Genomic DNA, 25960 nt, shown 5'->3' on the forward strand with positions numbered 1-25960 from the left:
TGTGCGTATCAACGATGCTTTCACGATCCAGAACATCAACATCGAAGGGCTTGGCGTCTCGAACGTCCCCACACTCGGGATGAGAGCTTGGCTCTCCACCAGCACGGTTGGCAATGTCGGCCTACCGCTGATCGCTCAATTCGACGTGGTGTTCGACGTGACCGCCGGATTCGTGTGGCTCCGGCCACTCGGTCCTCGTCGTCGCCTGCCGATGCTGAAGGACCGTAGCGGCCTTGGCCTCGCAGCCTCACCAACGGCGCTCACCGTTGTTCATGTGGCGGCGAACAGTCCCGCGGAAAAGGCTGGCTGGGCGGTCGGCGACCGGATCGTGGCGGTGAACGGCCATTCGATCGATGCGAACTATACGCGTGGGGAGCTCTGGCAAGTGCGCTCCCGGCCTGCTGGCACCCTCGTAAAGCTGACGATGGCCTCGGGTGATGTGCGCGAGCTCAGGCTGGCCGATTATTATTGATCGGCTTGAGGGTGGCCTTTGCCGATCGCCTTCATGATCCGACAATCGGCCATGCGCGCCTTGGTGCAGCTCTGGCTGAGCATTGCCAACTCATCCCGCAACACCGCGAGTTGCGCCAGTCTCTCCTCCACATCCTTGAGGTGCTGAGCAGCGATAGCTGAGGCGGCACCACAATCCTGGTCCGGGTTCTGCGCCAGCCCCATCAACGAACGGATCTCGTCGACGGAGAAGCCAAGCCGGCGACCGTTGCGGATGAAGTGCAAACGCTCAATGTCACTGGCATCGTAGGTTCTGCGACCCGACGCCGTGCGAGGGGCGGATCGGAGCAACCCGATCGACTCATAAAAGCGGATCGTCGTCACCTTCGTCGAGGTCTCGCTGGCGAGCTGCCCAATCATCACCGGCTTCATCATGCCATCCTTGCTTATGCGAACGTGTCGCACATTTCGCTTGCTTCTACAGCGACTGGAGGTGGTAAGGAAGGCCGCATGAATGCTTCTACCGAAAGCTGCGGGTGCCACGGGGAGCCCGCGCGCGCGCAAACCGATCCGGCCTATCGCCGTGCGCTGCTGACCGTCGTGGTGCTCAACCTCGGCTTCGGAGTCGCCGAGCTGTTCGGCGGGTTCATCGCCGATAGCCAAGCGCTGAAAGCGGATTCCCTCGATTTTCTCGGGGACGGGTCGATCAGCCTTATCGGTCTTCTCGCGCTTGCCTGGTCCGCACGGGCGAGGGCAAAGGTCGCGCTGACGCAGGGGTTGTTTCTCGGTGCGCTTGGCGTGGGCGTAATCGGTTTCGCGATTTGGCGCGCCCTGAACGCAACCGCGCCCGATGCCGAACTGATGGGCACAATCGGCGTTGTCGCGCTCGCGATCAATGTCGTGTCCGCCTTGGTGCTTGCGCGTTTCCGGGAAGGGGACGCCAATGTTCGCGCGATCTGGCTGTTCAGCCGCAACGACGCGCTCGCCAACGTGGCGGTGATCGCCGCGGCCGGTCTGGTGGCGTGGACAGGAAGCGCCTGGCCGGACCTCGCCGTCGCCGGCCTCATCGCCCTCCTGTTCCTCCACTCCGCTTATGAAATCGTCACTGGCGCTCGGCGCGAATTGGGAGAGCGGTAGTGTGTCTGCTCGCGTTGATCCGGGCAATGCTCTCGTTGCGGCTGCTCTCCGCGCTCGCGGCGCTGCTGATCCCTGCTGCGGCAATCGCCGAACCCGGCGACGTGCAAACCGCATGGCGGCTGCTCGACTATATGGCCGTCGATTATGGCGGCGCGGTCGCCAACGGTCGGATCAAGAGCACGTCGGAATATGCCGAGATGACGGAGTTCGCCGCGTCGGTCTCGACACGGCTTCAGGGCCTGCCGGCGAAGCCGGAGCGTCAAGCCCTCATCCAGCGGGCTGCCAACCTCCAGGCGGTGATCGCGGAAAAGGGACCGACTGAACAGGTGGCAACATTGGCGCACGGGCTCGCGGCCGATCTGTTGCGCGCCTACCCGGTGCCGCTCGCGCCCGATAAGGCTCCGAACCTCGTCTCCAGCGATGCCCTGTTCCGACAATCCTGCGCGTCCTGCCACGGGATGACGGGCAACGGCCGTGGCCCTGACGCCGCCAAGCTCGCTACGCCCCCGATTGCTTTCACCGATGCCGAGCGCGCGCGCCAGCGCAGCGTGTTCGCGCTCTATCAGGTGGTGACGCAAGGCATCGACGGGACCGCGATGCAGAGCTTCGCCGATCTGCCCAACGATCAGCGCTGGGCGTTAGCATTCCGAGCCGGGAGCTTCGCCTTCACGGATGCGCAGGCGCGCGAAGGCGAGCGGCTTTGGAAATCCGACCCGACCCTTCGCCGGCGCATTCCGGACCTGAAAACCCTGGTCGCGCTCACCCCGGCCGCGCTCGGCGCGGCGATCGGCGACGCCAAGGCTGACCCAGTGCTCGCGTTCCTGCGTCGTCATCCCGAACAGGTGATACAACAGGCTCCCGGCTCGCTCGCGGTCGCCCGCGCCAAACTCGCCGAAAGCGTGGCGGCTGCGCGGCGCGGCGATGCGCGCATGGCGAAAGAGCTGGCGCTGTCGGCCTATCTCGATGGGTTCGAGCCGATCGAGCCAACACTCACCGCGCGCGACGCGACGCTGATGGGTCGAATCGAGGGCGCGATGGGGGAGTTCCGCGCCTCGATCGACCGGGGCGCGTCGCCCGATGATCTCGCGGAGAAGGTCGCAGTACTGGGCGGCCTTTTCGACGATGCGGAAGCGGCGCTCGCGCCTGATGCCGCCACCGAAGCGTCCACGTTCCTGGGCGCGTTCACGATCCTGCTGCGTGAAGGGCTCGAAGCCCTGCTCATCGTTGTCGCCATGATCGCGTTCCTGCGTAAAGCCGAGCGCGGCGAGGCGCTGCGGTACGTGCATGGCGGCTGGGTCAGCGCGATCATCGCGGGCGGGATCACCTGGGCGGTCGCCACCTATGCGATCGGGATCAGCGGTGCGAGCCGGGAGCTGACGGAAGGGTTTGGCTCGCTGTTCGCCGCGGTCGTGCTGCTCTCGGTCGGGATTTGGATGCACGGCAAGGCGCAGGCCGATCAGTGGCAGCGCTATATTCGCGAGAAGATGTCGCGGGCGCTCTCGGGCGGGTCGGGCTGGTTCCTGTTCGGGCTGGCGTTCGTCGTAGTTTATCGCGAGGTCTTCGAGACGATCCTGTTCTATGCCGCGCTTTCGGCGCAAGGTGACAACGGGATGCTTCTCGCGGGGGCCGGGTCGGCGATTGGACTGCTCAGCCTGATCGCTTGGGCCATGCTTCGCTACAGTCGCAAGCTGCCGATCGCGCAGTTCTTCCGCTATAGCTCCTGGCTCATGGCGGTCCTGACCGTCGTGCTGGCGGGTAAAGGCGTCGCCGCGCTCCAGGAAGCCGGCCTTATCAACATCGCACCGCTCGCGGACGTGCCACGGCTGTCGATGCTCGGCGTGTTTCCCACTTGGCAATCGGTGCTGGCGCAACTCCTGATGGCGGTCGCCATTGCGGTCGGGTTCGCCTGGAACGGGCGCGACCGATCCCGCTCGGGTTCCGGCTCAGTGACCCTTGGTTCGAATTAGTGCAATGACATGAAAACCCTTCCGTGATAGAGGCAAGCTAGTGCGAGCCTTTTTGCCTTTCCTGACATGCCTGATGCTGGTCCTGACCAGCTTCTCCGGCATGGCCCATGCCGCCGATCTGGCGGGGGGAAGCATCGCGGGCGTTGAGTTCACGGTCCATACCGCCGGTGACATCGATCAGGTGCCATCGGACTCGGACAAGAATGTCCCGCATCATCACAATTATTGTCACGGACACGACGTCGGCGCGCCTGCGCGCACGACGATGGAATATACCCCCGTCCTCACAGTGCCCAAGCCGACAATCTCCGCCTCTGCGTCGCTCGACGGCCGCACCGGCATGGTCCATTTGAGGCCCCCCCAAGCCTGACGTCCGATTTGGGCGTGCGTTGGCGCGCCCCTGTCGATCATCGTCAGGAGTCCTATTTTCATGAATCGTATCCTCGCGGCCATGCTGGCCGCAGCGTCTTGCGCCACGATGGCGCAGGCGCAGGTCGGACCGTCCGCGCCTGTTGCGCAGGATGCGCCGGTCTACACGCTTGACCAAGCGGTCAGTGCAGCGGGCGGTTCGGCCCCTGCTGCGGAAGCGGCGACAGCTGGAATCGACGCGGCCCGTGCAGGTCGCACAGTCGCCGGCTTGCGGCCCAATCCGGTGGTTCAAGGCCAAGTCGAGAATGTCATCGGCTCCGGGCCGTATCGGGGGGTCCGCAGCGCGGAAACCACGGTCGGCTTTGCGATCCCGATCGAGCTAGGCGGCAAGCGCGGCGCCCGCGTCGCGGTCGCCAATGCGCAATTGTCCCGGGCCGAGATCCAGGCCGCGATCATCGCGGCGGATGTCCGGCTTCAGGTAACGCAGCTCTATGTCGAAGCGGTCGCGGCCGATCGCCGGGTAATGACAGCCCGCGATCAGGCCCGGATCGCCAGCGATGCGCTGCGGGCCGCGAGCGTTCGCGTGCAGGCAGGGCGGGCATCGCCACTCGAGCAACAGCGCGCGGATGTCGCGCGTATCAATGCCGACGCCAATGTGGAGCGGCAGCTTCGCTTGGCCGAGGCGGCCCGCGCCAATCTGGCGCGTCGGATCGGACGGCCGATCGACGGCCTGCTCGATGACACGCTGCTCGATCGCCTTCCCGGTGTGAACGTCTATGGGCCGTTGGCACCGGTCAACACGACCGGCACACTCGCGCTGGCGGCAGCCAACGCGGATTTCTCCATTGCCGAAGCCGGCGTGCGGCTCGCGCGCGCCAATCGCGTGCCTGACCTGAACGTCGGGCCGTCGATCCGCCGCCTGGAAGCGACCAACGACATGGCGGCGGTGTTCAGCGTGTCGATCCCGATCCCGGTGTTCAACAATGGTCGCGCCGCGATTGCGCAGGCGACCGCGCAGCGGACCCAGGCGGATGCGCAGCGCCGCGTGACCGCGCTCGACATCGAACAGGCGATCACGGACGCGCAGGCGCAGGCGGCCAATGCCGCAACGACGGCTCGTGCGGCGTCGGGGCCGGCGCTGGCGGCTGCACAGGAGGCCGCCCGCATCGCGCGGATCGGCTATCGCGAGGGCAAGTTCGGCCAGCTCGAATTGCTCGATGCTGAACGCACGCTCGCCGAAACGCGGGTCGCCGCGATCGACGCGCTTGCCAATTACCAGAATGCCCGCGCGCAAGTGGAGCGACTGACCGCTCGTGCGCCCAATGGGGGGAATCAGTGATGAAGAGCTTTTATCTCGCGGGCGCGGCGTCGCTCGCCCTGCTCTTGGCTGCCTGCGGCGGCAAGGATGGCGGAAACGAGGCAACTGCCGAAGGCGCAGCTGCCAATGAGACGGCAGCGGGCACGGAAAAGGGCGGTGCTGAAGGCGGTCATGCCGGTGAAGGCGTCGTCACATTGGGTGCCGACCAGATCGCCACAGCGGGCGTCCAGGTCGGACGGCCGATCATCGGCGGGGCCGGGACGATCGAGCTGCCCGCGATCATCGAGGGCGACCCACAGGGAACGCAGGTCGTCTCGGCCGCAATTGCGGGACGCGTGGTCGCGCTCACCCGTAACCTCGGCCAATCGGTCGGACGCGGCCAGACCATTGCGGTCATCGAAAGCCGCGAGGCGGCGCAGATCAAGGGCGAGGTCGAGGCGGCGCGGGCGCGGCTTCAGCTCGCTAATTCGAACCTCGCGCGCGAACAGCGGCTGTTCGCGCAGAGAGTCTCCCCTGAACAGGATCTGATCGCCGCCCGCACAGCGGCGACGGAGGCGCGGATCGCCCTGACGCAGGCGCAGAGCATGGTTTCGGCGGCGGGTGTCGGCGGCGGCGGGCTCAACCGGCTCGGCATTGCCGCGCCGATCTCGGGCCAGATCATTGCGCGCCCCGTGACGCTGGGACAAACGGTCGCGGCGGATGCCGAACTCTATCGCATCGCCAACCTGAGCCAGGTGTCGATCGCGCTTAATCTCAAGCCCGAGGATGCGGGCCGGGTGCGTCCCGGCAATACGGTGCTGGTGAAGGCGGCAGGCCGTCAGGCGACCGCCCGCGTGACCTTCGTGTCGCCGGCGCTTGATCCGCAGACGCGGCTCGTGCCTGCGCTCGCCACCCTCGACAATCGCGGTGGCGAATGGCGGGTCGGCGAGCCTGTGACGGCAGCCGTGCAGCTCACGGGCAGCGGCGGGAGCGGGGCGGTCCGCGTGCCGACGACGGCGGTCCAGAGTTTCGAGGGCAAGTCGGTCGTGTTCGTGCGCACGCCCACCGGCTTCAAGGCGACCCCGGTCCAGCTCGGCGATGCGTCGGGCGACACGGTGATCGTCCGGTCGGGCCTGACCGGCAACGAACAGATCGCCACCACCGGAAGTTTCACGCTCAAGGCCGAGATCGGCAAGGGCGAAGCGAGCCACGAGGATTAAGCCATGATCGCCCGTATCGTAACCTGGGCGGTCGAGAAGCGCTGGCTAGTCCTGCTCCTCACCGTCATCGTCGCCGCCATCGGCGCCTTTTCCCTCTACCGGCTACCGATCGACGCGGTGCCGGACATCACCAACAATCAGGTCCAGATCAACGTCCGCGCGCCTGCCCTCTCGCCCGAGCTGGTCGAGAAGCAGGTGTCGTTTCCAATCGAAACCGCGCTCGCCGGCACCCCCGGCCTGGAATATACGCGCTCGTTGAGCCGCAACGGCTTCGCGCAGATCACGGCGGTCTTTTCGGACGCGACGGACATCTATTTCGCCCGCCAGCAGGTGGGCGAGCGTCTGCGGGGCGTGCAAGAGAATCTGCCCGACGGCGTGAACCCTGAAATGGGTCCGATCGCGACAGGCCTGGGCGAGGTGTACATGTACACCGTTCGTCTCGATCATCGCGAGGACGACAAGCACAAGCCCGGTGAACCGGGCCAACAGCCCGATGGCAGCTACATCACGCCAGAGGGCGAGCGACTGACGACCGAAGAGGACAAGGCGACCTACCTGCGCACCGCGCAGGACTGGATCGTGACGCCGCTTCTGAAGACCACACCGGGCCTCGCCGGTGTCGACTCGATTGGCGGTTACGCCAAGCAGTTCCTCGTCGTGCCCGACGTGCAGAAGCTGGCCTCGCTCGGCATCACGCTGACGGACCTGGGAAATGCGCTGGAGCGCAATAACACCAGCGTCGGCGGTGGCTTCGTCAATCGCAATGGCGAAGGTCTGGCTGTTCGCTCGGATGCGCTCGTTCGCAATGCCAGCGAGTTGGCCAGGACCGTGATCGCGACACGTAACGGCGTGCCGATCACGGTCGAACAAGTTGCGACTGTGAAGACGGGTCAGGCGATCCGCATGGGTTCGGCATCGGAGAACGGTACCGAAGTCGTCGTCGGCACGGCGATCATGCGGATCGGCGAGAACAGCCGCATCGTGTCGACCGCGGTCGCTGAGAAACTGAAGACGATCAACGCTTCGCTGCCTCCTGACGTCGTAATTCAGCCGGTGCTGAACCGCACCGAGCTGGTCAATTCGACGATCAAGACGGTCGCGAAAAACCTGTCCGAAGGCGCGGTGCTGGTCATCGTCGTGCTCTTCCTGCTGCTCGGCAACTTCCGTGCGGCCCTGATCGCGGCGTTGGTCATCCCGATCACCATGATGCTGACAGGCTTTGGTATGCTGCGCGCTGGGGTCTCGGCCAATCTGATGAGCCTTGGGGCTTTGGACTTCGGTCTGATCGTCGACGGCGCCGTCATCATTGTCGAAAACGCGCTGCGCCGGCTTGCCGAGCAACAGCATCATGAAGGCCGATTGCTCAGCGTCAAGGAACGGCTCGCGACCGTGGCAGCCGCTGCGCGTGAGATGATCCGTCCCTCTGTGTACGGGCAGGCAATCATCATCCTCGTCTACGTACCGCTGCTCACGCTGACCGGCGTGGAGGGTAAAACGTTCGGACCGATGGCGCTGACCGTCATCATCGCGCTCGCCTTCGCCTTCATCCTCTCTCTCACCTTCGTGCCGGCGATGATTGCGATCTGGCTGTCGAAGAAGGTCGAGGAGAAGGACGGCCGCATCATCACGTGGCTGAAGAAGCGCTACGAACCCGGTCTCGACCGGGCCATGAAGCGCCCGACGCTGACGATCGGTGCGGGTGTGGGAAGCCTTGTGGTGGCGGCGCTTGCTTTCACTACGCTCGGCTCGGTGTTCCTGCCGCAGCTCGACGAAGGCGATTTGCTGATCCAGTCGCTCCGCATTCCGGCAACGTCGGTCCAGCAGAGCCAGGCGATGCAGGTGCCGATCGAGCGGATGATGTCGAAGCAGCCGGAGGTGCAATTCGTCTATTCCAAGACGGGCACCGCCGAGCTGGCGGCCGACCCGATGCCGCCGAACGCGACCGACATGTTCGTCATCCTGAAGCCGCGCAAGGATTGGCCGGATCCTGAGCTTCCCAAGGAGGAGCTGGTCAGCCGGATCGAGGGTAATCTCGCGAAGATTCCGGGAAATGCCTACGAGATCACCCAGCCCATCCAGATGCGCTTCAACGAGCTGATCGCCGGCGTGCGCGGCGACATCGCGGTGAAGGTGTTCGGGGACGACTTCAACCAGATGAACCGGACGGCCGAGCAAATCGCGGCGGTGCTGCGCAGAACGCAAGGCGCAGCGGACGTGAAGGTGGAGCAGACGACCGGTCTTCCCATGCTCGACATTCGCGTCAACCGCGACGCGATGGCGCGGTTGGGCGTTACGGCTCAGGATGTGCAGGACACCGTGACTGCGACGATCGGCGGGCGAACATCGGGCCAGATCTTCGAGGGCGACCGTCGCTTCCCCGTGGTGATCCGCCTGTCGGAGGCGCAGCGTGCCGACATCGGCCTGCTCCAACAGGTGCAGGTGCCGGTGGCAGGCGGCGGCTATGTACCGCTGTCCAGCGTCGCCGAGATCAAGGTGGTCGATGGTCCGAACCAGATCAGCCGCGAGAACGGCAAGCGGCGCGTGGTGGTGCAAGCCAACGTGCGTGGCCGCGACGTCGGATCCGTCGTGGCGGATGCGCAGGCGGCGATCGGCAGCCAACTCCGGCTGCCTGCCGGCACCTATCTCGAATGGGGCGGCCAGTTCGAGAACCTCCAATCGGCAAGCGAACGGCTGAAGCTGGTCATTCCGGCTTGCTTCATCTTGATCCTGCTGCTCCTCTACGGGGCGTTGGGATCGGTCCGCGACGCCGCGATCGTGTTCACCGGCGTGCCTTTCGCGCTGGTGGGCGGCGTCCTGTTGCTGTTCCTGCGGGGCATGGACTTCTCGATCTCGGCGGCAGTGGGCTTCATCGCCCTCTCGGGCATCGCGGTCCTCAACGGCCTCGTCATGGTCAGCTCGATCCAAGATCTGATCCGATCAGGGATGAGCCGCGAGGAAGCCGCGCATGTTGGCGCGATGCAGCGTCTGCGACCCGTCATCATGACCGCGCTAGTCGCCAGCCTCGGCTTCGTGCCGATGGCGCTGGGCGAAGGCGCCGGCGCAGAGGTTCAAAAGCCTTTGGCGACGGTCGTCATCGGCGGTCTGATCTCGGCGACGCTTCTTACGCTGTTCGTGCTGCCGACACTCTATGCCCGGTTCGGGCAGAAAGTGATCGAGAAACCCGAGCACTACAATGAGGAGCATGAAGGGGACGACCACGGTCAGACCTTCGTGAACAACTTGGCCTGATGGATGGGCGGGGCGATCCGCGATCGCCCCGCCCATCTCTGGGAGATGGGGATATGCCTCGCACCATAACCAGCTCGATGCTTCACGGCGGGCCACTGCGCATCTGGTCGGCACTCACCGATCCGGATCATCGCCGGGCGTGGAGTCCGCTCGTATTTCTCGATGATCCGTCCCGGCTCGGCGACACAGAATGCACCTTTGCGATCCAGGGCATCACCCGGCCAATTCGGACGCCAGCACGGATTGATCGATTCGATAAACCGCACGCCTTCGCTTGGTCCTGCGGCATCCCCTATCTGTTCACGCTCGAAGAGCGGTACGAGCTGGCGGGGGACGATGGCGGCACCAGGCTAACGCATAGCTGCACGCTGCGCGGGGCGCTCTCCCTGCCGTTCGCGGCGATGATGTTGCGCCGCCTGCGATCCCTGATGGTCGAATCTGACGATCGCCTCGCAACCTATCTCCGCTGGCGGGTAGGTCAGCCTGCCCGGGCTATCAATCGTCAGCGCGTCCCCTTCCGCTACAGGAGGAAGGCGCGATGATGATGCACTGTAAGCGGGTGCTGCCCGCCGTCATCCTCGTTGTCGGGCTCGCGGCGTGCTCGGAAAGAAAGCCGCCAGCCCCGCCAACGGAGCAGCAGATCCATTCGTCCGACAGCGCCGTGGCGACCGGGGAAATGGGGCGGCATAGATATCGCTGTTCCGACGGGGAACCGCTGTTCGTCGATTACAAGGACAACGGCCTGCAGATCGATTTGCGGCGCTCCAACGGGGGACCGCCGATGATGCTGACCGCGCCAGCGCAGGGCCTGCAATATGTCGGCGAAACAGCCACCGCGACCTTCAAGGGGTCGCAGCTCACCATCGTGGAAGGCGATGGCCGTACCCGGATCTGCGAGCGGGAAGGCACGCGATGAACTGCCCTGCCTTCGAACGCCACAGGGCGCTTCGTCGGAAGAGACCGATGTCTGACACGTCGATTTCAAATGTGACAACCTTGTGCGGCCTGAATCGGGCCGGTCTGGCGATCGCGCGCCTCGGCGTCGTTCTCGTCTCCGGGGCGGTTATAGGGGCGTGTAATCCAGCGCCGACCCAGCCTACCGAGCCGGCGCATGAAAAGCATCTGACGTCGAAACTAATCGCGCAGCGCATCATGTACTGCGACGACGGCACACGCGCCGATGTCGACTTCATCGATGACGGCTTGAAAATGGCCGTCACCTGGCTGCCGAAGGGCAGGACCGAGATCCTGCGCGCGCAGCGAACCGGTGACGAGTTTCGCGGCGACCATTCGCGGGCTGTCGTGGCGGGCGGATCGATCGCGTTCACGCGACGCGGGAAGATCCGCGTCTGCCACCGAACCCCGGAGGAGTCCTAGGAAATGCAGGCACTGCTCTATACGCTTGCGCCTGTGCTGGCGGTCGTGCTCGGCGCGATTGTCGCGAGCCGCACCAAGTTGAAACCTGGCCTCGTGGCGGGCCTACAGCATCTCGCTGCCGGCGTCGTGTTCGCGGCGGCAGCGACCGAAATCCTGCCGCAGGTCAAGCATGAGGCATCGCCCAGCGCGACGTTGATCGGCGGGGCGGCGGGCGTCGCGACCATGCTGGGGCTCAAGGCTCTTGAGGCCCGCTTCAAGGGGCCGATGGCGCTACTCGCCGCGATCGGCATCGACATTCTGGTCGACGGCCTGGTGCTCGGCCTTGCTTTCGTGGCGGGCGAGAAGGCAGGTCTCCTGCTGACGATCGCGCTCACTCTGGAAGTGTTATTTCTGGGACTGACGCTGACCGACGAGCTGGCGGAAACCTATCGCTCGCGCTTGCGCATCATCGTGATCGTCTCGGCATTGGCCCTGCTGCTGCCGATCGGCGCGCTCGCTGCCGTGCCGGTCGCCGCGCTGTCGCCGGTGATGATCGCCGGCTTCCTCAGCTTCGGGCTGATGGCGCTGCTCTACCTCGTCACGGAGGAGTTGCTGGTCGAGGCGCACGAGAAACCCGACACCCCGCTCATCAGCTCGATGTTTTTCGTCGGCTTCCTGGCCCTGCTGACACTTGAGGAGATGATGGGATGATCCCGGGCAACGACAACAATGGCGGGCAGGAGCGCCGCACACTGTGGATCGTCCTGCTGCTGAACGCGGCGATCGCTGCGGGCTTCTTCGTTTCCGGCTTCTTCGCGGACTCGAGCGCGCTGATCGCCAACGGCGTCGACAACCTGTCCGATACGGCTGTGTATGCGCTGAGCCTTGTGGCGCTCACCCGGGGCCAGACATGGAAGACACGCGCCGCGGTCGCTTCGGGCGTCATGCTGCTGATCTTCGCGGGCGGCATCTTGATCGATGTCGGACGGCGCTACGTGCAGGGCAGCGAGCCCATCGGACCTACCATGATGGTCATGTCCGCGATCGCCGGCGTCGTGAATTACCTCTGCCTGCGGCTGCTCCAGCGCCTCAAGGATCCGGACGTCAATCTCCGGGCCGCAACCACCTTCAGCTTCAACGACTTCATTTCCAACGGCGGCATCCTGATCGCCGGCGTGCTGGTGCTGTGGTTGGGTACCAATTGGCCGGACCTGCTGGTCGGCTTCGCCACCGCCATCATCGCCATCAAGGGCGGTGTCGAAATCCTGCGCGACGCGCGCGCCGAAACCAAGAAAAGCGAAAGGAGGTCGTCATGAACGACAAGCTCGAACTCGACATTCCAGTGTTGTTGCCGGACCTTCCTGACGCGGCCGATGCCTGCCTGGACCGTCTCGTATCAACCCTGTCAAAGCGCGAAGGTGTCGAGCGGGCGCATGTGATCTGTCTCGACGGCAACACGCCAGCGGCGCTGTGCATCCATTTCGATGCCGCCAAGCTGCCGCTGCCACGGTTGCGCGAAATGGTGCGCGCCGCAGGTGCCGAAATCACCGAGCGCTACGGCCATGCGATCTGGCAGGTGACGGGGATCAACCACGAACGTCGGGCGCGCACGGTCAGCGATGCGCTGTGCGCCTTGCCCGGCGTGGTCCAGGCAAGCGCCAGCACCAGCGGGTCTGTCCGGGTCGAATATGATCGCCGCGAAACCACCGAAGAGGAGGTGCGCGCTGCGCTTCGCAAGCTGAAGGTGAGGGTGGGCAAGCGGGTCGCTGCCGATGAACATGCCGGCCACGACCACGGCCCCGGGGGCCACGGCGCGGGCGAAGAGAAGCACGGCCCCGGCGATGGCCACGACCATAGCCACGCCGAATTTCTCGGCCCCAATACCGAGCTGATCTTCGCGCTCGCCTGTGGCGCGCTGCTGGGGATCGGCTACGCGATCGAGAGGCTGGTCGCTGGCGCGCCCGAATGGCTGCCGACCGCCTGCTATATCGCAGCCTATTTCTTCGGCGGATTCTTCACGCTGCGCGAGGCGATCGACAACCTCCGGATGAAGAAGTTCGAGATCGACACGCTGATGTTGGTCGCTGCGGCCGGCGCCGCTGCGCTGGGCGCATGGGCCGAAGGTGCGCTGCTGCTGTTCCTGTTCAGCCTCGGCCATGCGCTTGAGCATTATGCAATGGGCCGCGCCAAGAAGGCGATCGAGGCGCTGGCGAAGCTCGCGCCCGAAACCGCGACCGTGCGACGCGGCGGGCAGACCAGCGAAATCCCGGTCGAGCAGATGGTCGTCGGGGACATTGCCATCGTCCGCCCGAACGAGCGCCTGCCTGCCGACGGCTTCGTCATCAAGGGCACCAGCGCGATCAACCAGGCCCCGGTCACGGGTGAAAGCATCCCGGTCGACAAGGTGCCGGTCGCAGATGCCGCAGCGGCACGCGCCAAGCCCGATGCAGTCGACGCGGAAAGCCGGGTTTTTGCTGGTACGATCAACGGCGGCGGCGCGATCGAGATCGAGGTGACACGCCGTTCCAATGAAAGCGCGCTTGCCAAGGTCGTGAAGATGGTGAGCGAAGCGGAGACGCAGAAGTCGCCGACGCAGCGCTTCACCGACCGGTTCGAACGGATCTTCGTGCCCGCCGTCCTGGTCCTGTCAGTGCTCCTGCTGTTCGCATGGGTGGTCGTCGACGAGCCGTTCCGCGACAGCTTCTATCGCGCGATGGCGGTGCTGGTGGCGGCAAGCCCGTGCGCGCTCGCGATCGCAACGCCGAGCGCGGTCCTGTCGGGCGTTGCCCGTGCAGCGCGGGGCGGCGTGCTCGTGAAGGGCGGTGCACCGCTCGAAAACCTCGGGTCGCTCAAAGCGATCGCTTTCGACAAGACGGGCACGCTGACCGAAGGTCGTCCGCGCATCACTGATGTCGTGCCCGTCGATGGCGCCGATGAAGGCGAGTTGCTGGCGCTGGCTGTCGCCGTCGAAGCGTTGAGCGACCATCCCCTGGCCCAAGCGATCGTCAAGGACGGCCGCGAACGTCTGAACGATCGTGCCGTGCCGACTGCCGGCGACCTCAAGAGCCTGACCGGTCGGGGCGTCACCGCGAGCGTGGATGGCGAGACGGTGTGGATCGGCAAGGCCGAGATGTTCGGAAGTGAGGGCATTCCGGCGCTGGGGCAGGGCGCGCAGGACGCAATCGCGAAGCTGCGCGAGAACGGCCGCACGACAATGGTGGTCCGCAAGGGGGACCGCGACCTGGGCGCGATCGGCCTGATGGACACGCCTCGCGAAGCTGCCAAGACCGCGTTGCGTCGGCTGCACGAGATGGGCGTGTCGCGGATGATAATGATCTCCGGCGATCACCAGAAAGTCGCCGAAGCGATCGCCGACGAAGTCGGGATCGACGAAGCGTGGGGCGACCTCATGCCCGAAGACAAGGTTGCCGCGATCAAGAAGCTCGCCGGCGAAGACAAGGTCGCGATGGTGGGCGACGGCGTGAACGATGCGCCGGCGATGGCAAGCGCCACGGTCGGCATCGCGATGGGCGCGGCGGGGTCGGACGTTGCGCTGGAGACAGCCGACGTGGCGCTGATGGCCGACGATCTGGCGCACCTGCCATTCGCAGTCGGTCTTAGCCGCCATACCCGTGGAATCATCCGGCAGAACGTCTTCGTCAGCCTGGGTGTCGTCGCCTTCCTGGTGCCTGCTACCATCCTCGGCCTCGGCATTGGGCCAGCGGTGGCGGTTCATGAGGGATCGACGCTGCTCGTCGTCATCAATGCGCTCAGGCTGCTCGCCTACCGCGATCCGGCAGGGAAGGCGGCATGAAGTGGCTGATCGCCTTCGACCTCGACGGCACGCTTGCCGAGAGCAAGCGGCCGTTATCGGAGGATATGGCCGCAATCCTCGCCCGATTGCTCGCCATCACGGATGTGGCGGTGATCTCGGGCGGGGACTGGCCGCAGTTCGAAAAGCAGATCGCCTCGCGCCTTCCTGCCGGCGTCGCGCTCGACCGTCTCTGGTTGATGCCGACCACAGGCACGAAACTCTATCGGTTCATCAATGGCGCTTGGCGCGCGGTCTATGCCGAACTGTTCGACGACGCGGAGAAGGCGAAGATCCGCACGGCCTTCGATCAGGCGCTGACCGATGCCGGTCTCGCCGACGAACGTATCTGGGGCGAACGGATCGAGGACCGGGGCAGCCAGATCACCTTTTCGGGCCTGGGGCAGGCAGCGCCGCTGAAGGAAAAGGAAGCGTGGGATCCTGACCGAAAGAAGAGGACCGCGTTGCAGGCCACGTTGCGCGCGAAGCTGCCGGAGCTCTCGATCAATCTCGGTGGCACGACATCGATCGACGTGACCAGAGCAGGGATCGACAAGGGCTATGGCCTGAAGCGCCTGAGTGCCGAGAGCGGTGTCCCGCTCGACGGGATGCTGTTCATTGGGGATGCGATATTCCCCGGTGGGAATGACTATCCCGCTGCTGAAATCGGCCTCGACACAGTGAGGGTGCGCGACGTCGCGGAAACCACCGCCGTCGTGACCGCCATCATCGCGTGTCTGCACCGATAGGATCAAGATACATGGTCGGCTCCATCGCGGAATGCCGCATTGTCAAAGCTCTGGCTTCTGTCGCTTAGGACAGCGCTTCCTAAAACGAAAAGAAGGCAATGTGCGCGTCTCCGCGAACAAAGCCTCCAGCGATCAATCTAAGAGATTCCGCCGCGCTTCTCAATCGTAGGGGGCGTTTGCGGGAGGGGGCGGAATCCTACGCTAAGGATTTGGGCCAGCGATATTCCCCGGTTGGATTGATGTGTTCCCATCCCAACGGCGAGACGTGGGCGAGTAGATCAGGCGCGATATGGGTACCGCTGGCGGCCCGGGTATTGACGACCTCGCCGAGCTTCATGGTGTTCCAGAATATGATGATGGCGGCGAGCAGGTTCATTCCGGCGATGCGATAGTGCTGGCCTTCGCCGGATCGATCCCGGATTTCACCTCGGCGGTGGAAGCTGATGGCGCGCTTTAGGGCGTGGTGGGCCTCACCCTTGTTGAGGCCGATCTGAGCCTGGCGCTGGAGGCCGGCATCAAGAATCCAGTCGATCATGAACAGGGTTCGCTCGATGCGGCCCACCTCTCGCAATGCGAGGGCCAGCTCATTCTGGCGCGGGTAAGAGGCGAGCTTGCGAAGAATCTGGCTGGGGGCGACGATCCCCGCTGCGATCGTCGCCATGATGCGCAGGATGTCGGGCCAGTTGCGCTCGATGAGCGGTTCATTGATCTTACCTCCGACCAGCGCTCGCACATTGGCCGGCGTCGCGTTGGGCGTGAAGGCATAGAGTCTTTTCTGAGGGAGATCGCGGATACGGGGGGCGAACCTGTAGCCGAGCAAGGCGCAGGCGGCGAACACATGATCGGTGAAGCCGCCCGTGTCGGCAAAATGCTGGCGAACGCGGCGGCCCGCGTCATTCATGAGCAGCCCGTCCAGGATATAGGGAGCCTCGCTGACCGTTGCCGGGATCACCTGGGTTGCGAACGGCGCATATTGATCGGACACATGGCTGTATCCCTTGAGGCCCGGGACGTTGCCATATTTCGCGTTGATCAGATTCATCGCCTCGCCCTGCTCGGTAGCAAGGAAGAACTGCCCGTCGCTGGATGCCGATTGCCCTTGTCCCCAGAAGGCGGCCATGGGCAGGGCGGCGTGGGCCTCCACGATCATGGCGAGCGCCCGATCATAGGCGCTGCCTTCGACATGCCAGCGCGCGATCCGCAGCAATTCCCAGAAGCTGTGCGTGTTGGTCGCCGCCGCCATCTTGCGCAAACCGAGATTGACGCCTTCCGCCAGCAACACGTTCATCAGGCCGATCCGGTCGCTGCAGGGCGCGCCGGTGCGCAGATGCGTGAACGCCTCGGAAAATCCGGTTCGCTCATCGACTTCCAGCAACAGATCGGTGATCCTCGCGGGCGGGAGCTGTTGATAGAGATCGAGCACGAGATCCTCGGCCCCTTCGGGCGTGTCGGCCCTCAGCTTGTCGATGTGCAGCTTGCCGTTCTCAATGATGCCGCCTGGGATCGTGCCGGTTCGCGCCGCGCGGCCAAACTCCTTCAGCCGTGTATCCAGTCGAGCCCTGCGCTCGGCCAGCCATTCGCCGGGTCGCAGCGGCACGGCGAGCCGCGCGGTCTGCTCTATCGCCTGTGGCGGGACCAGAAGCTGCTTGAGGTCGCCATAGCGGCGCGATCCCGCCAACCATATGTCACCGGACCGGAAGGCGTCGCGGATGTGGAACAGCACCGCGATTTCCCAAAGCCGGTGGTCGCCGCTGGGCTCAGCGCGAAGATGACGATGCCATTTCGAGTTGGGACGTAGAAAATCCACCGGCGGATCGACCTTGATCCCGTTACGCAGCATCGCAACGGCCGCCAGAAGAGGCGTGGCGATCGGCGCCGCCTGCATGTCGAGCAGGCGCAGCATCCTGGGCGCGTAGAGGCGGAAACGGTGATAGCCGTCCAGCACACGGCTGAGCGGGTCGGCCGCGAGCACGTTGGTCAGCGCGGAGGCCGTGGCGACAAGGGTTCTGAACCGTTCCCAGCCAGGCCCGGTGGCGATTATCCCGTCCAGGGCCGTGCCATCGTCCTGCGCTCCAAGCAAAGCACCACCGATTTCGGCAAAGGACTTCAGCGTGTCCCGAACGGCCGCCTTTTCGTCGGCGATCCTGGTGTTGCAAAGGCGTTCGGAGGCCCGATAGAGACGGCCTACGATGCGATCGTGGGTCTCCACGATGACATCGGCCAGCGATGACCGCCATTCCAGGGTGCAGACAGCGAGGATCGCAAGCCGCCTGTCTTCGGGCAGATCACGCATGCCGTCGGCGTAATAGCGCTCGCCCTGCCGGCGAAGCCGGGTCACACGATGCGCCGGCACGCCGTCCAGCAAATCCGCCGGAAGATCGAACCTTTGAAGATATTCCAGTCGATCCATCAGCCGGTTAGCGGCTGCTGAATTTGCGCCAACCTCGAACTGTCGCAGCCATACGAAGCGCGTGACGCGACCATCCACCGTATCCTCCAACAGGTGAGCCAAATTCTCGCTCAGGGTTGGCGTGATGCGATGGGCGATAAGATCCTCGATCCGGCGCTCGGCCTCAACCAGCGCATCGGCGCAAAGGCGCTCGATCGTCGAGGAGCCGGGAAGGATCGTGCGGGTGCGGCGACACTCCGCAACGAAGCGACGGGCAAGATCCTCATTCGATGTCGCTGCCTCGGCTTCCCGAGCGATCCATTCGCGCAAATCCCGTGCGCCCCGCCCCGAAAAGGAGCGGGGCTGTTGAAAATTGCGCCGCTGGCACCCGGTACGGTTGGGGGCGGAATGACACCCCAAGGCATAGCGATCCCGTCCCACAAGGATCGACAAACGGGACGCCCTAACCCTTCCCCAAAACCCGTCGCCGGGTGAGCGGTGAGACACCTGATCCACGAATGGGTAAGCAAGACTTGCGACACGCCATATATCCGCTATGCTAGAATTATGGAAACTGGTTCGGCCATCGCTGCACTGGGTGCTCTTGCGCAGGGCACGCGCCTCGATGTGTTCCGCCTGCTGGTCCGCCACGAACCTGCTGGAATGGCGGCCGGCGCAATCGCCCGTCAGCTCGACGTGCCACAGAACACCATGTCGGCACACCTCGGCATTCTCGCCCGCGCTGGCTTGGTCCGGTCTGAGCGCCATAGCCGATCGATCATCTACCGGGCCGATCTGGACGGCCTGCGCGCGCTGACGCTGTTCCTCGTCAAGGACTGCTGCGCCGGCTCGCCTAAACTGTGTGCGCCACTCCTCGCCGAACTCGCCCCCTGCTGCTGAAAGGACGCCCCGTGGCCGTCGATATCGTCATCTATCACAACCCCGCGTGCGGCACGTCACACAACACCCTCGCCATGATCCGCAATGCCGGCATCGAGCCGCATGTGGTCGAGTATCTGAAAACCCCGCCCGCCCGCGCGCTGCTGGTCGCACTGATCGACCGCGCCAGCATGACGCCCCGCGAGCTGCTGCGCGAGAAGGGCACACCCTATGCAAAGCTGGGCTTGGGCGACACGTCGCTGTCTGACGACGCGTTGGTGGACGCGATGATGGCGCATCCCATCCTCATCAACCGGCCGCTGGTCGTCTCGCCGATCGGCGTGAAGCTGTGCCGACCGTCCGAAGCCGTCCTCGACCTGCTGCCAAGCGGCCAGCTAGCCGCATTCGCCAAGGAAGACGGCGAACAGGTGGTCGATGCGTCAGGCCAGCGCGTCGCCTGATGCTCCTTGCCGTCCTGATCTTCGTCGCCACGATCGCGCTCGTCATCTGGCAGCCCAAGCGCCTCGGCATCGGGTGGAGCGCGATGGGCGGGGCGGTCGTGGCGCTGCTTGCAGGCGTCGTCACCCTGTCCGACGTGCCGGTGGTATGGGGCATCGTCTGGAACGCAACCGCCGCGTTCGTCGCGATCATCGTCATCAGCCTGTTGCTGGATGAAGCCGGGTTCTTCGAATGGGCGGCACTGCATGTCGCGCGCTGGGGCGGGGGGCGTGGTCGCCGGCTGTTCGTCCTGATCGTGCTGCTCGGCGCAGGTGTATCCGCGCTGTTCGCCAATGACGGTGCGGCGCTGATCCTGACGCCGATCGTCATCGCTATGCTGCGGGCGCTCGGCTTCAAGGACAGAGCCACGCTGGCGTTCGTCATGGCGGCGGGGTTCATCGCTGACACCGCCAGCTTGCCGCTGGTCGTCTCGAACCTCGTCAACATCGTGTCGGCCGACTTCTTCGGGATCGGGTTCGGGGAATATGCGTCCGTGATGGTGCCGGTCGATCTGGTGTCGATCGCCGCTACGCTGGGCGCGCTGCTGATCTTCTTCCGGCGCGATATACCGCAGGATTACGATGTCGCGGCGTTGCGCGCTCCTCATGCCGCGATCCGGGATGCCGCGACCTTCCGCGCCGGCTGGATCGTCCTCGCGCTCCTGCTCGCCGGCTTCTTCCTGCTTGAACCGCTGGGCGTGCCAGTCAGCGCCGTTGCCGCTGCCGGCGCGATCCTGCTGCTGGTGATCGCCGGGCGAGGCCATGTGATCCAGACCGGCAAGGTGCTGCGCGGAGCGCCGTGGCAGGTCGTGATCTTCTCGCTCGGCATGTACCTGGTCGTCTATGGCCTGCGGAACGCAGGGTTGACCGACCATCTGGCAGCGCTGCTCGATCGCACCGCGCAAGGCGGCGTGTGGGGTGCGGCGCTGGGAACCGGCCTGATCGCGGCCGTCCTGTCGTCGGTGATGAATAACATGCCGACCGTGCTGGTGGGCGCGCTGTCGATCGACGCCGCGCACGCAACCGGGGCGGTCCGGGAAGCGATGATCTACGCCAACGTGATCGGCTGCGACCTCGGCCCCAAGCTGACGCCGATCGGCTCGCTCGCAACGCTGCTGTGGCTGCACGTCCTGGGACAGAAGGGCATTCGGATCGGGTGGGGCTATTATTTCCGGGTCGGGGTGACGCTCACCGTGCCTGTCCTGCTCATCACACTGGCGGCGCTCGCGCTGCGAATTGGGATTGCCTGATGCCTCTGCGTGACCTTGCCGACCCCGATCATCTGCCAGCGCTTGATAGGCGCTATGCGATCGATCGTCCCGCCCTTGGGCTGGGCGCTGGTGATCCGCCGCCCCGCATCCTGCTGCTCTACGGATCGTTGCGCGAACGATCCTATTCGCGCCTGTGCATCGAGGAGGCGGCTCGCCTGCTCCGCTTCTTCGGCTGCGAGACGCGCATCTTCGACCCGGCGACGCTGCCACTGCCCGACCAGCACGCAGGCAACGATCACCCTGCCGTCCACGAGCTGCGCGAGCTGTCGATGTGGTCGGAGGGACAGGTGTGGTGCAGCCCCGAACGCCACGGCCAGATAACCGGCATCATGAAGCTGCAAATCGATCACCTACCGCTCAGCATGGGCGGGATGCGTCCCACCCAAGGCCGCACGCTGGCTGTCATGCAGGTGTCGGCGGGATCGCAGTCGTTCAACAGCGTCAACACGCTGCGCGTTCTCGGTCGTTGGATGCGGATGGTGACGATCCCCAACCAGTCGTCGGTCGCCAAGGCGTTCGACGAGTTCGATGATGCAGGCCGCATGAAGCCGTCGAGCTATTACGACCGGATCGTGGACGTGATGGAAGAGCTGGTGCGCTTCACCGTACTGCTGCGCCCACATACCACCCAACTGGTCGACCGCTACTCCGAGCGAAAGGAAGCCGGTGTACCGATCGATCCGGCAACGGACCTGTCGGCCATCGCCGTTGCTCCGGGGCGCTGATCGCCATTCACGCAAACGACCCAATCGAAGCCTAGGTTACAGCCATGCAGAACATCGCACCCATCGATCGTCGTTCCTTTATGGGCCTGACCTCACTCGCGTTTTCGGGCCTGGCGCTGAGCGGTTGCGCGACATCGAGCCTTTCTCGTTCATCGATCGCGGCAGGCTATGGCCCGCTGGAGGCTGACCCGCGCCAGCTCCTCGATCTGCCGCGTGGCTTCTCATACCGCGTCATTTCCGCCCTGGGCGATCCAATGGACGACGGTCTGCGCGTACCGGATCATGCCGATGGCATGGGAGCGTTCCGGCTCGATGCGCGCCGGGTAGCTTTGGTCCGCAACCACGAGCTGTCGCCGAAACATGGCAGCATCGGTCCGTTCGCGTCCGCTCGCAGCACAGGGTCCGGCTTCGACCGCGGAACGGACGATAGCTGGTTGCCGGGCGGAACGACGACCCTCGTGTACGATCAGATGACCGGCCAGGTTGAGCGCCAGCATCTAAGCCTCGTCGGCACGATCCGGAATTGTGCAGGCGGTATCACGCCGTGGGGAAGCTGGCTCAGTTGCGAAGAAGACGTGTCGCGCGCGGGAAATGGCTTGCGCGAGGATCATGGCTGGGTGTTCGAGGTTCCTGCCGCGCACGCGGGGCGGACCGAGGCCGTTCCGATGCGCGCCATGGGGCGCTTCAACCATGAAGCAGCCGCCGTCGATCCGCGGACCGGCATCGTCTATCTGACCGAAGATCGCGACGACAGCCTGTTCTATCGGTTTCTTCCTGCATCGCCCGGGCAGCTCGCGCGCGGAGGTCGCTTGCAGGCGCTGGCGTTCGTGGACCAAGCGCTCGGCACCGACAGCCGCAACTGGGACACACACACGCTGTCCGTCGGGCAGTGGGCCGATGCCCGCTGGATCGATCTCGACGGCACCGACAGTGCGAACGACGACTTGCGGAAGCGTGGCAATCTGGCAGGCGCCGTGCGTTTCGCCAGAGGCGAAGGCATCCATTTCGGGTCGGGCGAACTCTACTTTTGCTGCACCTCCGGGGGCGCGGCGAAGTTGAGCCAGATCATGCGCTACAAGCCGTCCGCCAGCGAGGGTCAGGTCGGCGAAGCCGACGCGCCGGGCAGGCTTCAGCTCTTCGTGGAGTCGACGAGCACCGCCATGCTGAACTTCGGCGACAATCTGACGGTCGCGCCGAACGGGCACCTTATCGTCTGTGAAGATCAATATACCGAGGTGGTCGACAACCACCTGCGCGGAATCACGCCGCAAGGGGCGGTCTATTCCTTCGCCCGCCTCCATGCGCAAACGGAGCTGGCCGGCGCGTGCTTCTCACCGGATGGGCGGACGATGTTCGTAAACATCTACAGTCCCGCCAAAACGCTGGCGATCACCGGCCCTTGGCACGCCGTCACCGCATAGCTTCGGCTGACGATCCAATATGCTTCCCCGGTCTCAATCACTGCCGGGGAAGCATCAACAGATTACGCCGCACCGTCTCGCTCAGTGCCCCGCGCGTCTTCCGAACCAGCGCCGGTCGAGCGACCAATCACCTGGCCCGACGATCAGCAGATACAGGCAGCCAAGGAGCATCGTCAGATCGGCGCGGGACTCATGCTGTGCGCTCCAGAAGCCGTAGCGTTTGAAGTCGGGGAGACTGAACGGCCCGAAACCCTCGCCGAGCAGGATCGGGAGCTTCGTCGAAACCAGCGCCACGATCATCGTGACAATCAGGGGAATCGTCGCCCACCTCGTAAATAGGCCGAGGATGATGAGGGCACCGCACACCAATTCCACCACGCCGACGAACGGCCCCATGATCTCGGCCCCGGGAATACCGATCTTAGCAAAGCGTCCAGCGCCGAGGATGTCGGGGAAAATAAGCTTCTGGATGCCTTCGGGGAAAAACACCACCAATCCCACCGCAAGACGGATCAGGATTGTCCATGGGCTGGCGTTGCTCTCAGCCCAGCGTGATCGCATCGTCATCGGTGATTTCATCCTTTTCTCTCTTTGGTTGCGACCCACCTTGAGGCAGCTCGGCCACCCAGCTCGCCAGCGATAAGTGACACCGCCAGCAGGAGCGTAGCGGCCACGGGTTCCTTCACGAGGAAGAACAGGCTCCCCCCACGACGAGGCCAAAAACGTTCACGCCGGCCCACGCCCATTCCGGCTTTGATATGCGTAACAACGACATCAGGCGTTCAGCAGGGCACGGCGTCCATCAACGTGGTCGTGTATGGGCGAAGCCATGTTATACCTCCGGTGAGACGAAAGGGACGATCGAAGTACGTGAGGGACCGTAAACCGACATTCGCAACGACGCTATCGGTTTTCGACATCGAAGTTCGTCTCTATAGCTCGCAGGATGATGATTGATGGATCACCGCGAGCTGTTGTCCGGCTTCGTGCGCCTGCACATCCTGCTTCATGCGGCCGACGCGCCGATCTATGGCCAGTGGATGATGGAGGAGCTGGCGCATCACGGCTACCGTCTGAGCGCCGGAACCCTGTACCCGATGCTGCATGGCATGGAGAAGAAGGGCTATTTGACCAGCCACGAGGAACGGCACGGTCGCGCGGTCCGCAAATTGTATGTCGCGACCGATCTTGGACGCGAAGCTTTGGAGATCGCACGCGGGAAGGCGCACGAGCTGTTCGGCGAACTGGTGGAAGGGCATGGGCGTGAGCGGCGCCCGGGAAACGATACCGCCTGATGCCAGCCGGGTCGGCGAGGTGTTCCTCGCCTTCCTCAAGCTCGGCCTCACCTCGTTTGGCGGACCGATCGCCCATCTCGGATATTTCCGCGACGAGCTGGTGCTACGTCGCAAATGGGTCAGCGAGGAAGCCTATGCCGAGCTGGTGGCATTGTGCCAGTTCCTGCCTGGCCCAGCGTCCAGTCAGACCGGCTTCGTGCTTGGCCTCCTGCGCGCAGGTCCGCTTGGCGCGCTCGCGGCGTGGACGGCGTTCACGTTGCCGTCCGCGCTGCTTATGCTGGCCGTGGCATCCGGCGCATCAAGCCTTCAGGGCGCCGTCGCGGCCGGCGCCATTCATGGCCTCAAGCTTGTTGCCATCGTGATCGTCGCCCAGGCGGTATGGGGAATGGCGCGGTCGCTTACTCCCAATCTCCGGCGCGCGGTGATCGCGATAGCGGCTGCCCTCGTCCTCGTCCTTTCGGGCGGGGCGATCGGGCAGGTCGCGGCCATCATCATCGGCGGATTAGCCGGCCTTGTCCTATGTCGCGATCTGGCGGCATCTCCCGGCGATGGCCCGCCGGTATATCTGTGCCCGTTTTATGTGACGCCCCCTAGAGGCGGGCGCATCGGTCGAGGCTGACTGCGCCCATGCAGTGCCGGGGGCAGCGATAGTTATTACCGAAATTAGATATATATGTTTCATCGAATCAATCATGATGATACATATGCATCATGATAAGCGATGACGCATCCGATTTCTGGCTGGCACTTCTTCACCAGTTGCCCGCAAAGCCGCCCTATCTTCGCGTAAAAATATGGCGCCGGCTGCAAGCCATCGGTGCGATTCCGCTTAAAAATGCGGTTCATGTGCTTCCACGTCGGACAGTTACGGAAAGCGCCTTTCGCGACCTACTGGGAGAAATCATCTCCAGTGGCGGCGAAGCGACGCTGATCGAGGCACGTATGATCGAGGGACAGAGCGACGCTGACCTTCGCGCGCTGTTCGATGCCGCGCGCGACAGTGACTATGACGAGTTGGCACAGGCGGCGCGAGCACTGCTTGACACCGGACCGCCGTCTGGCGCGGAAATCGCAAAGCTCCAGCGACGACTAACTGAGATCGTCAGCCTGGATTTCTTCGATGCCCATGGTCGCCAGAACGCAGAGGCTGCGCTGCGCGAACTGGACGAGAAGCGTTATGCTCATCCCGATGTTAGTCGCAGCAGCGAACCCGCACCGCTGTCGGCAGGGGATCTCCGGAAACGAACCTGGGTAACACGGCGCGGCGTCCATGTGGACCGCATCGCGTGCGCCTGGCTGATCCGCCGCTTCATCGACCCTGATGCCACCTTCCGGTTCGTCGATGCCCGCAGCCATGAGCCACAGGCAGGCGAACTGCGGTTCGATATGGCCGATGCCGAGTTCACCCATGAAGGCGACCGGTGCAGCTTCGAGACGCTGCTCGTCCGCGCAGAGCTGACGGATGACATCGGCCTCGTCGCCATCGGGGAGATCATTCACGATCTCGACATCGGCGACGGCAAATATGGCCGCCCGGAAACTTCCGGCCTCGGCGCGATGCTGTCGGGCGTATGCGCCTCGATCGACGACGATCTGCAACGGATCGCTAGCGCGGGAGACGCGCTCAACCAGTTCCACGCCTATTTCAGCGCCCGAAAGGCCGAGCGATGACTGCGATCACCACGGAATTGCCGGATATGTCTCAGGTTCCGGCAAAGGATCACGGCATCCCGTTCGGGGAGGCGGTGAAAGTCTGGGCGCGCATTGCATCGCTCAGCTTTGGTGGTCCCGCCGGGCAGATCGCGGTGATGCACCGCATTCTGGTCGATGAGAAACGCTGGATCGGGGAGGAACGCTTCCTCCATGCCCTGAACTATT

General features: G+C 64.5%; 24 protein-coding genes and 2 pseudogenes. 23 read left to right on the top strand and 3 right to left on the bottom strand.

The window, feature by feature from the left end:
* The coding region (locus RT424_RS16905) for a PDZ domain-containing protein (protein ID WP_313440660.1) at window positions 1-472 on the top strand (472 nt) is incomplete at its 5' end.
* Here the strand turns inward: RT424_RS16905 and RT424_RS16910 are convergent.
* Window positions 466-885 carry a MerR family transcriptional regulator gene (locus RT424_RS16910; protein ID WP_007406847.1) on the bottom strand — a complete coding sequence of 140 codons (420 nt, stop codon included), beginning with the start codon at window positions 883-885 and terminating at the stop codon, window positions 466-468. The genes RT424_RS16905 and RT424_RS16910 overlap by 7 nt on opposite strands.
* A 75-nt stretch (window positions 886-960) precedes the next feature.
* On the opposite strand from RT424_RS16910, the gene RT424_RS16915 reads away from it, so the two are divergent.
* From RT424_RS16915 to RT424_RS16975, 13 genes are all read left to right on the top strand, one after another.
* Window positions 961-1587, top strand: coding sequence for a cation transporter (locus tag RT424_RS16915; protein WP_004212870.1), 627 nt, complete (start codon window positions 961-963; stop codon window positions 1585-1587).
* Complete coding sequence (locus RT424_RS16920) at window positions 1587-3554, top strand: cytochrome c/FTR1 family iron permease (RefSeq protein WP_313440663.1); 1968 nt, start codon at window positions 1587-1589, stop codon at window positions 3552-3554. The genes RT424_RS16915 and RT424_RS16920 overlap by 1 nt, the downstream gene beginning before the upstream one ends.
* A 73-nt stretch (window positions 3555-3627) precedes the next feature.
* Window positions 3628-3924: a hypothetical protein gene (locus RT424_RS16925; protein ID WP_007406840.1), complete on the top strand. Its 297-nt coding sequence runs from the start codon at window positions 3628-3630 to the stop codon at window positions 3922-3924.
* Between the two features lie 60 nt (window positions 3925-3984).
* Window positions 3985-5262 carry a TolC family protein gene (locus RT424_RS16930; protein ID WP_004212875.1) on the top strand — a complete coding sequence of 426 codons (1278 nt, stop codon included), beginning with the start codon at window positions 3985-3987 and terminating at the stop codon, window positions 5260-5262.
* Window positions 5262-6440 carry an efflux RND transporter periplasmic adaptor subunit gene (locus RT424_RS16935; protein WP_004212877.1) on the top strand — a complete coding sequence of 393 codons (1179 nt, stop codon included), beginning with the start codon at window positions 5262-5264 and terminating at the stop codon, window positions 6438-6440. Before RT424_RS16930 ends, RT424_RS16935 begins: the two co-directional genes overlap by 1 nt.
* A 3-nt stretch (window positions 6441-6443) precedes the next feature.
* Window positions 6444-9689, top strand: coding sequence for an efflux RND transporter permease subunit (locus RT424_RS16940; protein WP_004212878.1), 3246 nt, complete (start codon window positions 6444-6446; stop codon window positions 9687-9689).
* Between the two features lie 53 nt (window positions 9690-9742).
* A complete protein-coding gene (locus tag RT424_RS16945) occupies window positions 9743-10231 on the top strand; it encodes an SRPBCC domain-containing protein (RefSeq protein WP_004212879.1) in 489 nt (162 codons plus the stop codon).
* Window positions 10228-10605: a hypothetical protein gene (locus RT424_RS16950; protein ID WP_004212880.1), complete on the top strand. Its 378-nt coding sequence runs from the start codon at window positions 10228-10230 to the stop codon at window positions 10603-10605. The genes RT424_RS16945 and RT424_RS16950 overlap by 4 nt, the downstream gene beginning before the upstream one ends.
* 47 nt (window positions 10606-10652) lie before the next feature.
* Entirely contained in the window at window positions 10653-11066 is a 414-nt protein-coding gene (locus RT424_RS16955; RefSeq protein ID WP_004212881.1) for a hypothetical protein, read from the top strand.
* Window positions 11067-11069: 3 nt separating this feature from the next.
* Window positions 11070-11756 carry a ZIP family metal transporter gene (locus tag RT424_RS16960; RefSeq protein ID WP_004212882.1) on the top strand — a complete coding sequence of 229 codons (687 nt, stop codon included), beginning with the start codon at window positions 11070-11072 and terminating at the stop codon, window positions 11754-11756.
* Window positions 11753-12361 carry a cation transporter gene (locus tag RT424_RS16965; protein ID WP_004212885.1) on the top strand — a complete coding sequence of 203 codons (609 nt, stop codon included), beginning with the start codon at window positions 11753-11755 and terminating at the stop codon, window positions 12359-12361. Before RT424_RS16960 ends, RT424_RS16965 begins: the two co-directional genes overlap by 4 nt.
* On the top strand, window positions 12358-14859 hold the full coding sequence (locus RT424_RS16970) for a heavy metal translocating P-type ATPase (protein ID WP_004212886.1): 2502 nt from the start codon (window positions 12358-12360) through the stop codon (window positions 14857-14859). The genes RT424_RS16965 and RT424_RS16970 overlap by 4 nt, the downstream gene beginning before the upstream one ends.
* A complete protein-coding gene (locus RT424_RS16975; protein ID WP_004212890.1) occupies window positions 14856-15605 on the top strand; it encodes an HAD-IIB family hydrolase in 750 nt (249 codons plus the stop codon). The genes RT424_RS16970 and RT424_RS16975 overlap by 4 nt, the downstream gene beginning before the upstream one ends.
* 196 nt (window positions 15606-15801) lie before the next feature.
* On the opposite strand, the pseudogene RT424_RS16980 reads toward RT424_RS16975, so the two are convergent.
* Window positions 15802-18354: pseudogene (locus tag RT424_RS16980) on the bottom strand (Tn3 family transposase); the annotation flags it as partial.
* Between the two features lie 207 nt (window positions 18355-18561).
* Between RT424_RS16980 and RT424_RS16985 the strand changes: the two are divergent.
* From RT424_RS16985 to RT424_RS17005, 5 genes are all read left to right on the top strand, one after another.
* Complete coding sequence (locus RT424_RS16985; RefSeq protein WP_313440667.1) at window positions 18562-18894, top strand: metalloregulator ArsR/SmtB family transcription factor; 333 nt, start codon at window positions 18562-18564, stop codon at window positions 18892-18894.
* 11 nt (window positions 18895-18905) lie between these two features.
* Complete coding sequence (gene arsC / locus RT424_RS16990) at window positions 18906-19334, top strand: arsenate reductase (glutaredoxin) (RefSeq protein ID WP_313440669.1); 429 nt, start codon at window positions 18906-18908, stop codon at window positions 19332-19334.
* A complete protein-coding gene (locus RT424_RS16995; protein ID WP_313440671.1) occupies window positions 19334-20620 on the top strand; it encodes an arsenic transporter in 1287 nt (428 codons plus the stop codon). Before arsC ends, RT424_RS16995 begins: the two co-directional genes overlap by 1 nt.
* Complete coding sequence (arsH, locus tag RT424_RS17000) at window positions 20620-21366, top strand: arsenical resistance protein ArsH (RefSeq protein WP_313440673.1); 747 nt, start codon at window positions 20620-20622, stop codon at window positions 21364-21366. Before RT424_RS16995 ends, arsH begins: the two co-directional genes overlap by 1 nt.
* An 80-nt stretch (window positions 21367-21446) precedes the next feature.
* Window positions 21447-22787 (top strand): alkaline phosphatase PhoX, encoded by a 1341-nt coding sequence (locus RT424_RS17005; protein WP_313440675.1) that lies wholly within the window; start codon window positions 21447-21449, stop codon window positions 22785-22787.
* A gap of 81 nt (window positions 22788-22868) precedes the next feature.
* Here RT424_RS17005 and RT424_RS17010 read toward each other — a convergent pair whose 3' ends face one another.
* On the bottom strand, window positions 22869-23366 hold the full coding sequence (locus tag RT424_RS17010) for a DoxX family protein (RefSeq protein WP_199904466.1): 498 nt from the start codon (window positions 23364-23366) through the stop codon (window positions 22869-22871).
* 377 nt (window positions 23367-23743) lie between these two features.
* Between RT424_RS17010 and RT424_RS17015 the strand changes: the two genes are divergently transcribed.
* The 4 genes and pseudogenes from RT424_RS17015 to RT424_RS17030 form a co-directional block, all read left to right on the top strand.
* Entirely contained in the window at window positions 23744-24082 is a 339-nt protein-coding gene (locus tag RT424_RS17015) for a PadR family transcriptional regulator (RefSeq protein WP_052322753.1), read from the top strand.
* A complete protein-coding gene (locus RT424_RS17020) occupies window positions 24051-24701 on the top strand; it encodes a chromate transporter (RefSeq protein WP_409521524.1) in 651 nt (216 codons plus the stop codon). The genes RT424_RS17015 and RT424_RS17020 overlap by 32 nt, the downstream gene beginning before the upstream one ends.
* A 92-nt stretch (window positions 24702-24793) precedes the next feature.
* The gene (locus tag RT424_RS17025; protein WP_313440680.1) at window positions 24794-25753 is read left to right on the top strand and encodes a chromate resistance protein ChrB domain-containing protein; all 960 of its coding nucleotides are present in this window, start codon (window positions 24794-24796) and stop codon (window positions 25751-25753) included.
* 56 nt (window positions 25754-25809) lie between these two features.
* Window positions 25810-25960 (top strand): annotated as a pseudogene (locus RT424_RS17030) (chromate transporter); the annotation flags it as partial.

Origin of the sequence: Novosphingobium sp. (genome assembly GCF_032093395.1) — a bacterium.
Classification (GTDB): Bacteria; Pseudomonadota; Alphaproteobacteria; order Sphingomonadales; family Sphingomonadaceae; genus Novosphingobium.